Consider the following 11520-nt stretch of genomic DNA (forward strand, 5'->3'; position numbering starts at 1 on the left):
AATATTTTTATTTTAATTATATTTTTGATAAATAATCATTAAATTTGCTTAATTCATTATATAATTTTTATATAAATAAAATATCAAGAAAGGAGTAACTTTTTATGAAAAAATGATTAAGTTTTTTAGGAGCAATTACATTACTAGGTACAAGCACAACAAGTCTAGTTGCTTGTAATACACCACAATATAGCGAAGATGAATTAACACAACTAAAACAAGCAAATCAAATATGTACAAATTGCCAAGAAATAAAAGAAAAATTAGAATGAATAGCACCACAAGAAAAACCATTTAATACAGTTGATAATAAATATTATTTTGTGGTGTGACGTGATAGCAAAAATAGTAATTGAAATATTAATAAATTTAATAATAATAAAGAAATTATTTTAATAACTGGTGATATGAGATTACAAAAAACCAAATTTGGCAGTGAATATGACTTGACTATAAGAGTTCCAGAAATAAGAAATATGAGTGTTTGAAAAGAAGATGATAGAACTTATTTTAAAGCAGTTTATCGTTGAAATGGTGGCGAAGAAAATCTACCTGATTTAATAATTGATAATAATGGTAATGTAAAATTTAATGGTGAATAAAAAAGCAATTTTTATTAAATTGCTTTTTTTAATTTATTTAATTTTCTTTTTTATGATCTTTTTTAATTATTTCATTAATATTATCTTCTTTATTTTCATCTAACAAAATACATTCTTTATTAATTTTTTCTTTTAATTTTAGCATTAGTTTATTAATTTCGGTGAATAAAATTGGTAATCCCATTGTTAAACCGTGAACTATTCAATATGCTAATCGTAGAAAAAATAACTTAGTTTTTTTCTTTTTCATTTTTATTACCATCCTTGTTTTTTTGTCTGATATTTATTTTGTTGTTATTAGCTAATTTATTATTTATAATTGTAATAACATCTAATTTTGTATTAATATTATTAATTTCAATTTTAATATCGTTTATTTTTTCTTTTAATTCTTTGTTTTCATCTCTGATTTTTTGTTGTTTTTTGCTCAAAATAGTTGCAGTTATTCCGGTTGTTCCACCAGTAAAAAGTGATATAACCAAAACAATAATTTCTAAAATAGTCTCATTCATTTTTTATTCTCCTTATTATTAAATTAATATTTATCAATTAGTACTCAATATCCAAATGCTCGCAAACCAATAGCAGCCGTTGTTACAATACCACGCTGTGCTTTTTCTCATGTTTTAAAATCTTTTCATACCCAAAACTTAATCATATCCCTTTCACCATCATATAATAATATTGGTGATCATTCTTCGCCACCATTTCAACGATAAACTGCTTTAAAATAAGTTCTATCATCTTCTTTTCAAACACTCATATTTCTTATTTCTGGAACTCTTATAGTCAAGTCATATTCACTGCCAAATTTGGTTTTTTGTAATCTCATATCACCAGTTATTAAAATAATTTCTTTATTATTATTAAATTTATTAATATTTCAATTACTATTTTTGCTATCACGTCACACCACAAAATAATATTTATTATCAACTGTATTAAATGGTTTTTCTTGTGGTGTCATTTCTTTTAATCTGCTTTTGACATATTTGACACTACTTTCTATTTTGTAGGGCATTTCTCTTATTCTTTTGTCTAACTCTTTTGTTTTTTGATCCATTTTTTCCATTTCTGTGTTTCATTTTTTATTGTGTTCTTCTATTTTTTCTCGGGCATATTCGCAAAAATTAATAAAATTGTTGGGGTTTTTGATTGATTGAAAACGAATGGGAACTCGTGCGGTATATTCTCAGTCAAAGGATTTTATTTTTTCGCCTTTTAAGGGTAAATTAAAACTAAGAATGGGAAATTCATAAATTCCATCTTTATGTCTTGTGTTTAAGTTATCTTGGATTAATCTTTCTTTGTCTGTTCATACAAAATATTCGCTAGCACATCTGTTTTGATAAATTGTTTGGTATTTAAAATCATTTACTTGATTAATGTTATCGATTATGGCGGTTGCTATTATTTTTGAATTATCGTTTCAAAACATGACACTTTTGATGTTTTTTCAAGGTTTATTTTCTTCTTCGTTGGTTTTTTCGAAATAGAATTTATTGTCAATTTTGCTTGGTTCAACTTCGTCAATTTTAGTGTTAATGGGGCATTGTTCTAATAATTCTGTTAATTTTTCAATTTGTTCGCTTTTGTTTTCACCTAAACTTTTTATAAATTTTTTATTAATATATTGGTAGTTTTTATCTGAGTTGTCTATATCTGGGATTGGATACACTAATGGTGCTTTGGACATATCTATTTTAATTGTTAGAAATATTGTTTTTGTTGTTTCTGCTTGGTTTTTTGCATATGGAATTAAGTCGTTAATATCGTTTGTGGTGTTATTTTCTACTTTAATCATTCTTCCACAAATGCTTAAATAAAAAAATGGTATTTCTTTGTTTCCTTTTTTAGTTTTTATTTTTACTTGAATTCCATTGTCTTCATATTTGAATTCTGCTTCCAAGTTTTCTTGTTCGCCAAATCCGTAAAATAAAAAACCTGTTGAATTATTATCACATAGTTTTAACATTTCTTCGTTGTAATTATCGCTATTAGTTAATAAGTTTATAGCGTTTTTATTGCTTAATTCTTTATTGGCATAATAGGGGATTGTTTGATTTCTTAATAAAAAATCATAGTATATTGCTTGGTCATGGTCTGTTAAATAATCTTCTGTGTTGTCAAATGTTATAAATCTAAATGCCATTTTTTACCTCTCTTTCTATAAATATTTTTTTTCTAATTTGTTGGATATTTTATCTCACTCAGTATGTAATGTATTGTTAGCAATCATTTTTTTAGTCATTGTTTTATCAATGTTGTTAAAATTATTTTTTAGTTCATTGTTTATTTTTTGTTGTGGTTTTAAGTCTTCTCAATATTTTTGATTTTCTTTTATATTGTAAATTGTGTTATTTTGTAATTGATAGGTGAATAATTCAATATCATAGTTTCATTCTTCGTTTTTAATATCTTCTCATGATAAATTGCCTTCATTTAATAATTCGTTTGTTAGTGTTTTAATCTCATTCTTTTTTGTTCTTAAATTAATATTAAAAATAATTTTTTTAACTACATATCCACTCGTTGCTTGTAATTCATATTCTGTGTCTTCTTCAATTTCAATAATTCGCCCATAAATTAATATATATGTTTGATTAAAAATAACTTTATTTCCAAGATGCCTTTTTATTAATTTTTTTGCCTCGTTTAAAAAAAGAACATTTTTTTCTTTAACAAAAAAACGAGAAAAAAAATCTTGGATAATTCCATCATCACACGCTTCTACATTACAATTAGGAAATGTTTTTAAAACTATTGCCATAATTTAACCACCTTATTATTTTCATTATTATCTAACATAAAAAAACACCAACCTTAACAATAACCAACCTTAACAATAATAATTAACCCCATCATTTATTGTCGTCGTGATGATACCGTCATTAAAATTATTTGTCAAATAAACAAATAAAAAAGAGATAATTAAATCTCTTTTTCGATTTTTTTTAATTCTTCTTTTAAAAAGATATGATATATTTCTTGTATATGCGGAGAATTAAAACATTTTTCTAAAATTTCTTTACGATAAATATAATTTATCTTTGAACAATTTATTATTGTATATTTTTCTAATCTTCATTTTTCCATTTTTCTTATTTCAGTATCTTTTCTGTCTAATCTTGCATAACACTCTTTTTTTAATTTAGTATCTGGTGTAGGTGGAATTTTGATATAATTTTTTTCATTCTTATTAGGAATTTTCGTTGTTAATCTTATAAGATGATAGTAATATCCGTCAAAAAACAATGGAATTAAAAGTGATTTTTTGGGTTTACCATTTTTAATATCTAAAACATTATCAAAATTATCTATAAAAACAGAAACTAAATTATCATTATAATTCATAATTATTTTTACATTCTATTTTGTATAATTTTAATATTTCTTCATAATCTTCATCTGTTTTTGGAATTCCTATTTCATAACTAAAATCAAAAAAAACGCTTTTTTTACTGTTTTCAACTGCTTTTTCTCATGCTTTTTCTCATGATTTCATTATTCTATGAGAATTATCGCTTAATAAATTTGTATTTTTAAACTTTAATATTCATTCTGATGCTTCTTTTAATATTTTTTTTTCATTTTCAGAAAAATATTCTCAATTAAAATAATCTTCAAAATAAGTGGGTGATAAATTTTTAAAACTAAATAATATTTTATTTAAATCATTGTCTTTTTCTTTTTTTAATACACTATAAGTAAAGAATTGAAAAGTTCCATTTTCATTAATAAATTCTGATATTTTGTAAGGAACTGGCCCCCATTTTAGGGCTACAAAATTTAAAATAAAAAAATGACCTGAAAATTCTTTTGCAGCTTTTCATTCTAAAAAAGATAAAAATTTAAAAACATGCATTTTATAAATTTGTTTTTTATTTTGAAATGCTGAATTTAGTAGAAACAATATTGCCATTTCTATTTTGTTTGCTTCTATTGGAGATATTTTTAAATATTTTGATAGCATACTTTCCTTCATCTTAATCACCACTTTTTATTTACTATTAAATTATACAATAAAAAAGAGATAATTAAACCTCTTTTTTTGTCGGGCAGCTTGCCTGCTCTCTAAGAACACACCAGCAACTTTTTTTCTAGAAGTATTTACCGACTAGACTCTGGCCGATTATCTCTTTTTTAGGTGGGGAAACAAACAATGCTCTTACCGATAGCGGACAAGTCCATACGGCCCACCTATAATTATATTATATACTATTTATCATTCATTTTAAGGGTGTTTAACTTCAAAAATATTTTTATCAAAATTTTTATTTAATTAGTTAAATTATATAAAAATATATTTGTTTGTAAATAACTTTATTATGCGTTTTAAGGGGCATATTGGTTAATAAATATTAAAACTTACTTCATAATCTTACTTGGCCAAATATTAGGGTAATTGTGTTTTTATTGCTTTCTAAAATTATTCCAGATAAAATGCTATTATATTCTTTATTGTTAAATAATAAGGTAAATTTATCTCTTAGTTGCAAATTGTTTAAATTTAAAATATTGTTATCTTTTGTAATATCAAATTTTATGAGATGTGAGTATTCGCTTAATTTAAATTCTTGATTACTAATAGTTATAATTTTTTCTATGGTAAAGTCTTTTTCTTCTAATTCATAAATTTTATTTTTAATTAAATTATTTTGTAAATTATTATTATTTATTTCATAAGAGATTGTATTATTTTTTAATAAGCTTGATTTTATGTAATTGTTTGGGTTATTTTTTTGATAAAAATCAATTCTGTTGACCCTTTTTTGGTTTAATTCTTCAATTTCTATATTTGTAATACATTTAATATTATCTTTTACTTTATAAATATTTAATTTGATATCTTCTTGTCCATCTTTGCAAACATCACAATTTAAAATAAAATTTTTTAAATCAATATTAAATTTTAAAAATATATTTGTTATTTTAAATATTTTGTTAATAAATTGGTAAAAATTAAATTCTATTTCTTCATTTTCTTCAAAAAATTTAGGGTTATTATTTTTTTCGTCATTAATTTTTTTATTAAGTTTAATAAAAGAAAGGTTTTTATTAAAAATTTCTTTTAAAGTAGAAAAAATATATCAACTTTTATTTTTATATATATTGTAAATTTTAAAATCAAAAATAGATTCAATATTTTTAGTAGTAAAGGTATATAAATTTTCATCTTTATTTTTTTCAATATGAGTAATAATTCCAATATATAATTGATTTTCGTTATTCAAAATACAAACAATGTCTTCAATTTCAACATTAAGATTATAATAATTATAAGCATTAAAAGTTGATAGTTGCGGGGTATAAATATCTAAAAATATTTTATAATTTTCAACAATACAATTATCTTTATAAAATAAAGATCTTTTTTCAAAATCAACTCCAAATATAATTAATTTAATTCTATTACCTTGATAAATATTTTTATCTTCTTTAATTTCAATTTTTAATAATTCATCCTTTGCTTTTTGTCTTGCTTTTTCTTCTGCTTCTTGTTGTGTTTTGTTAATTTCAAGCACAATATTAGATAATTCGTTAATATAATCAATCATTAATTTATAATCAGGAATTTTTAAGATTTTTGATTTAAATTGTGGGCTTTCTTTCACAGCTTCATCAAAACTATTTTTTTCTTCATTAATTTCTTTTGTTAATTCTGATATTTCTTCTTTTAATTCTTGGATTTGTTTTAAAATTTCTGCATTTAAATTAGTATTTTTTAAGTTATTAATAATTTCTTTTTTATCTTCTCTAATTGCAATTATTTCGTCATTTCAATGTCTTTTGGTTGAACTTCCTACACCCATTTAATTTCTCCTTTTTTCTAAATTAAAATATATTCTTCAAATTTTTTAATATTAATATTTCCAACTTGTTTGTCTTTTGAAAGATTAGAAGAATATAAAATATGATAGTTTCCTGGTGGAATTTGAATAAAATTAGTATATTTAAAATCTTGATATTGATATATGTTATATGATTTTTCGTTTTTTAAATCAACTTTTATGATGCTTTGACTTTTTATTCTACTATCTATTATTATTTTTTCATTTTCATTTATTTCAACATTAATTTTAAGTTCACTTATTATTTTACCATTAATATTTTCTAATTTTAAATATGGGTCTTTTGTGGGACCATTGATTGTTATTAAAGTATCTGATGTTAAATAACTATTATTACTAATTTTAATTTTTTCATTGTATTGATTGGTATATTTAATGCGGTTTAATTTAAAATAATATTTGTTATTATGTTCATTGTATCTTTTTCCGCTTGTTTTATTTGGTTTTATTTCAAATAATTTATCCTCTTCTTTTTTTCAGTTAGTTAATTGTTCTAAAATAAAATCAACCTCTAAATCATTATTATTATTCAATTCTGTTTTAATAATACTTTTAATAATTACCTCACAATAATATTCCAATTTTGTTTTTTCATTTATTCAAAAACTATAAAATAATAAAAAGGGGTATGATTTGTTATCTAAATTAATATTTAATTTATTAATAAAATCATAAAATTTATCATAGGCGTTTGGGTTTATAAATAATAATTTAAAAATTATTTGGTTTAAAGAATGCTTAGTATTATTTAAAATAAAATTATTATCAATGTTTAAATAATTATTATCAAAATTAATATTTAATCCATTAAACGATAAAACAATAATATTATCTAAATCACATAAATTAATTAAAGTATCTTGATTATTAGTAATTTTAAAAGTTCTAAATGGTAAATTATACATATTTTTCTCCTTATACTCTATTATTTCATTGTCCTATGATTTCAATTATTTTTTCTGCTCGTTCTTTATCATTTTCTCCCTCAATAATAATTGTTGGTTTAAATTCATTTTTATTTTCAATTTTATTATAATTATTAGTTTGGTTTTCTTGGTTAATGTTTTGAGGTGGTTTATTAAATTTATTATATAATCACACTCCTCCAGCAGCTAAGGCGGACAAACTAACTAAAATACCATAAAGAACTGGGTGCTTTGCCATTCCTAACAAAAGTGTTTTTAATGAACTAATAGCATTTATGATTTTTCCAACTGTGTAAACAACAGCCCCCAAACTTGCTGATATTCCTAAAATAATAAAAATAGTTTTTTTGGTTGTATCATTAAACATATTAAAAAAATTTGTTATTCCTTTAATAATTGGTATTAAACTAACTTCTAAAAAAGAAACCAAAGACTCAAACACGGGTAATAGAGCGGATGCTAAATTCATTTTTGTAATATTAATAACATGTTTAAATTCATTTCATTTTTTATTTAATAGTGTTGTTTTGTCAACATTTTCATTTGAAACAATACCTAAATCTTTAATGTTGCTTGTCATTTTTTTAATTTCTTCATCTGATAAGGCAAGCATCGGAATAAGGTTTTTTCCTAACTTAGAACCAAAAATATCTATTATTAAATTATTTTTTTCAGTTTCATCACTTATTTGTTCTAACGATTTTTTTAATTCTAAAAAAATAGTTCCTGTATCTTTTAAAGATCCCTCATTATTTTTAATATTAATTCCTAATTTGTTAAAAGCTTCTGTTGTTTCATTTGCTATTCCGTAAGAAATAGCACTAATACCTTGTCGTAATTTTTTAAAACTTTTTTCTAATTCTTCGCTAGTAATTCCAGTTCTTTTTGCAATATAACGAAATATTTGTAAGTTTTCTGCTGTAATACCAATTTCTTTTGATGTTTTTTTAAGCTCACCAGCATATTTGGCGGTATCAACAGTTATTTTTGTTAAAATTCCTTTGATTGCTAAAATGGGTATTGTAATATGTGTGCTTAATTTTTTTCCGATTTCTTGACACTTTGTTCCAAATTCTTCAAATTTTTTAAAGGGAATATTTTTTATTTCTTGTGTAGTATTTTTTAATTTCTCATTAAAGTTGTTTAGACTGCGATTAGATGCATCAATATTTATTTTTGTATATTCATATTCTTTATTTAATTTATTTTGTTTTTGGATTAATTTTTCTCTTTCGGCAGTATCGTTTGTTTTTGATAATGCTTCTTGAGTTTCTAAGATGGTTTTATTTAATTGATTATATTTTTCAATTAAAAGTTCTTTTTTTTCTGAAATATTATCAATGATATTTTTATATTCATTAAATTTTTCATTTAAAATATCAATTTCATCACCGTTTTTAAATTTTAAATTATTATCAAAATTTTTTAATTTAGATCCTGATAGTTTTATGTTATCGGCTATTTTTTTAAAATTGTTATTTAATTCTAAAACATTACTATCAATAGTAATGCTCATTCCTTTAATTTCTTTTGCCATAATTAACTATTCCTTTAAAAAAATTTATTAATATCTTGTTGTGTTGCCAATCTTTTATTTTGATTGTTATAAATTTCTATAATTTCTATTAATGTTTTTAATTTAATATATTTGCTGTCTATAATTGAAAAACCCAAATGACTTAGTCATAGTAATAAGTTAGGAGTAAATTTATTAAATTTATAATCTACTTTTTTGTTAATTCGCCGTATTCCTGTAAATTTTTATCATTAACGCTAGCACCTACAAATTCCATTATTAAGTTATTAATTTCATTAACATTTTCGGTAATTTCTTTAAATGTAATTTTTTGACAAAATTCCTTAAAATCTTTAAATTGATTTTCATCAGCTGCTTTCGAAAAAGAAAATAATAACTTTAAAATAAATGAAAATTCATATTTGTCTTTTTCTAATTTATTTAATAATTCCCCATATGAACCAAATAAATCCTCATAAATAATTAATGCATAAGTGCTTATATTAACTTTTAATTTTAAACTTTCTAAATATCTATTCATTTCCGTTTTTATCTTCTTTTTCTAATTTTGGGACTTGGGAAAAGTAGTTATTATAATTATTTTCATTAGCGTTTTTTGTTGTTTTAATTTTAATAACATTATCTTCAATTCGTGGTAAAGCGTTTAATTCAAAAGTATAAGTATCTGGGTTTACATTTTCAGTTTGAGTGTTATGAGTTTGGTTAGGGCGTTTTAAATTAACTCTTAAAAGTCAAATTCTTTTTTCTTCTAAATCACCCTTGATTTCAAATCCCAAAGCAATTTCACTCTTTAAACTAGTTGATTTTTCAATATAATTACCATTTTTATCTCTTTCAATTCCTAAAATTTCTTTTTCAAAAGTATCAGATGGTTTTGCTATTGTTAAACTACCACTATAACCTTGAAAAGAATGTGAAATATAGTATGGTTTATTATCAGCATAAAAGGTGTTAGTGTTTTCGCTAACATTTAAACTTAAATTTACTGCTCCTAATATTTTTAGTGGGATTCCATATTCTGTTTTATTTGTTATTTGATTGTATTTTAATTTTGCATAATGAACATTTTCCAGCCCAAATTCAATAATGTTGTTATTCATTTGTTTTTTTCTCCTTTTATCTTTTTAGCAACAAAAATATTTCATAAATTACGATATATAAATTTTGTTCGTATAAATAAAACTCTTGTGCTAATTGATAATTTATTTTTTTATTTATTAATTCATTTTCTAGTTTTTCAATTTCATTAAAATTAATTTCATTTTTAAAATTAAAGCAAATTTGGAATGTTTGTCTTATAAAATTATTAATATTATCTGATGAAAAAAAGATATTATCATTAATTCTATAAAAAGTTATATTATTTTCAATGTTATTGAAATTATTTTCATTAAAATTAAAAAATGTATATTTAATTTTTTTATTTGGATAAAGTGTTTTTAATAATTCAATAATTAAATTAATGTTTTGTTGTCTTTTATTATTAATAATCATCTTAATTAATATTTTAAAATATTTTCTATTTTTTTAATATATTCATCAATATACTTATTATAAGCATTTCGTAAAAATGGGCGAGGATTAATTTTTTCATTATTTCAATGATTAATATATCCATATTCTAATAAGTGAATTATTTGATATTGTTTAGTAGCATAAATTACACCAATTATTTTATCTTTGGTTAATTTTATTTTAAAAACAAAATAATTTTTTAAATGTTTTCTTTTTGTTAAATGTTTATTACTAATAGGGCAAGTGATTTTAATTTCTGCCAACATTTTTTCACCTACATTTTTAATTTCTGCTTTTATTTGTTCTTGAATATCATAAGTATATTGTTGGATTGAGTCTGCAACAAAATCAAATATATCAACTACTGAATTACTTTTTTTCATTTTTTAACACCTTATCTTAAACTTAAAAATAGTTCTAAAAATCCATCTTGTCTGTCATAAATTCTAATAATTTCATATTCTTGTCAATTATTTTGATATTTATAATCAATTAAAATAAATTTTTCATTATTATACATATATTTATCAATAATTAATTTTATTTCTAATTTTATACCAGCCATTCTAGCTGTATAAAAATCACTGGCATAAATTGATTTAATATCACAAAATACTTGTTTTTTATTTTTAGTTATTTTTTTATGACTTAATGGGTTTTCGTCTTCTTCTTTATCAATTAGAAAAACATAATCATTCAATAAAATTAAATTATCTTTCATTTTTAATTTTCTCTAGTTTTTTAATATCTTTTAATTTCTTTTTTAATTCTGTGAGTTCTTTTTCCAATTGATATATAGTTGTTTGTGGATAATTAGCATATTTATACATTAATTGTTGAATATTATAGTTAAGAATAGTATAAAATTTTTCTCCGATTAATTCTCGCCCTAAATTTTCCTTAACATAAATAGAAATAATATTTTTTATTTGTTCATCATTTTCTTCCTCAATAATTTTAAAAGGAAGACCAGAATTTATTAAAATATTTTTAGCAGATTGAATTAATGTTTTTATTTCTTCATCAAATGAATTATGTTGAAGTCGTAAACTTAATTTAACAAAATTTAATAAATCCATATTTGTCCT

Annotated in this window: 16 protein-coding genes; 1 reads left to right on the plus strand and 15 read right to left on the minus strand. The window is 21.8% G+C overall.

The genetic code is table 4. The annotated features are described in order from the left end of the window. Positions 1-104 precede the first annotated feature (104 nt). Complete coding sequence (locus tag SKUN_RS06900) at positions 105-602, plus strand: lipoprotein (RefSeq protein WP_053391399.1); 498 nt, start codon at positions 105-107, stop codon at positions 600-602. Positions 603-639: 37 nt separating this feature from the next. On the opposite strand, the gene SKUN_RS06905 is transcribed toward SKUN_RS06900, so the two are convergent. The 15 genes from SKUN_RS06905 to SKUN_RS06975 form a co-directional block, all read right to left on the minus strand. After that, a complete protein-coding gene (locus tag SKUN_RS06905; RefSeq protein WP_053391400.1) occupies positions 640-852 on the minus strand; it encodes a hypothetical protein in 213 nt (70 codons plus the stop codon). Beyond that, complete coding sequence (locus tag SKUN_RS06910) at positions 833-1114, minus strand: hypothetical protein (protein WP_053391401.1); 282 nt, start codon at positions 1112-1114, stop codon at positions 833-835. Before SKUN_RS06910 ends, SKUN_RS06905 begins: the two co-directional genes overlap by 20 nt. Positions 1115-1137: 23 nt before the next feature. Then, positions 1138-2754, minus strand: coding sequence for a hypothetical protein (locus SKUN_RS06915; protein ID WP_053391402.1), 1617 nt, complete (start codon positions 2752-2754; stop codon positions 1138-1140). A gap of 15 nt (positions 2755-2769) precedes the next feature. Then, positions 2770-3372 carry a hypothetical protein gene (locus SKUN_RS06920; protein ID WP_053391403.1) on the minus strand — a complete coding sequence of 201 codons (603 nt, stop codon included), beginning with the start codon at positions 3370-3372 and terminating at the stop codon, positions 2770-2772. A 161-nt stretch (positions 3373-3533) separates the two neighbouring features. Continuing rightward, a complete protein-coding gene (locus tag SKUN_RS06925) occupies positions 3534-3956 on the minus strand; it encodes a hypothetical protein (RefSeq protein WP_053391404.1) in 423 nt (140 codons plus the stop codon). Next, complete coding sequence (locus SKUN_RS06930; protein WP_053391405.1) at positions 3946-4587, minus strand: type II toxin-antitoxin system antitoxin SocA domain-containing protein; 642 nt, start codon at positions 4585-4587, stop codon at positions 3946-3948. The genes SKUN_RS06925 and SKUN_RS06930 overlap by 11 nt, the downstream gene beginning before the upstream one ends. Positions 4588-4963: 376 nt before the next feature. Further along, positions 4964-6415, minus strand: a complete 1452-nt coding sequence (locus SKUN_RS06935) for a hypothetical protein (RefSeq protein ID WP_053391406.1) — start codon at positions 6413-6415, stop codon at positions 4964-4966. A 17-nt stretch (positions 6416-6432) separates the two neighbouring features. Beyond that, positions 6433-7359 (minus strand): phage distal tail protein domain-containing protein, encoded by a 927-nt coding sequence (locus tag SKUN_RS06940; RefSeq protein ID WP_053391407.1) that lies wholly within the window; start codon positions 7357-7359, stop codon positions 6433-6435. 10 nt (positions 7360-7369) lie between these two features. Continuing rightward, positions 7370-8917, minus strand: coding sequence for a phage tail tape measure protein (locus tag SKUN_RS06945; protein ID WP_053391408.1), 1548 nt, complete (start codon positions 8915-8917; stop codon positions 7370-7372). A gap of 187 nt (positions 8918-9104) precedes the next feature. Beyond that, positions 9105-9437 carry a hypothetical protein gene (locus SKUN_RS06950; protein ID WP_053391409.1) on the minus strand — a complete coding sequence of 111 codons (333 nt, stop codon included), beginning with the start codon at positions 9435-9437 and terminating at the stop codon, positions 9105-9107. After that, the gene (locus tag SKUN_RS06955; RefSeq protein WP_053391410.1) at positions 9430-10017 is read right to left on the minus strand and encodes a major tail protein; all 588 of its coding nucleotides are present in this window, start codon (positions 10015-10017) and stop codon (positions 9430-9432) included. The genes SKUN_RS06950 and SKUN_RS06955 overlap by 8 nt, the downstream gene beginning before the upstream one ends. Before the next feature lie 16 nt (positions 10018-10033). Then, positions 10034-10411 carry a hypothetical protein gene (locus tag SKUN_RS06960; protein ID WP_053391411.1) on the minus strand — a complete coding sequence of 126 codons (378 nt, stop codon included), beginning with the start codon at positions 10409-10411 and terminating at the stop codon, positions 10034-10036. A gap of 5 nt (positions 10412-10416) precedes the next feature. Beyond that, a complete protein-coding gene (locus tag SKUN_RS06965) occupies positions 10417-10815 on the minus strand; it encodes a hypothetical protein (RefSeq protein ID WP_053391412.1) in 399 nt (132 codons plus the stop codon). An 11-nt stretch (positions 10816-10826) separates the two neighbouring features. Beyond that, entirely contained in the window at positions 10827-11153 is a 327-nt protein-coding gene (locus SKUN_RS06970) for a hypothetical protein (protein WP_053391413.1), read from the minus strand. Beyond that, a complete protein-coding gene (locus SKUN_RS06975; protein WP_053391414.1) occupies positions 11143-11511 on the minus strand; it encodes a head-tail connector protein in 369 nt (122 codons plus the stop codon). Before SKUN_RS06975 ends, SKUN_RS06970 begins: the two co-directional genes overlap by 11 nt. Between the last annotated feature and the right edge of the window lie 9 nt (positions 11512-11520).

Source organism: Spiroplasma kunkelii CR2-3x, from assembly GCF_001274875.1.
Classification (GTDB): Bacteria; Bacillota_I; Bacilli_A; order Mycoplasmatales; family Mycoplasmataceae; genus Spiroplasma; species Spiroplasma kunkelii.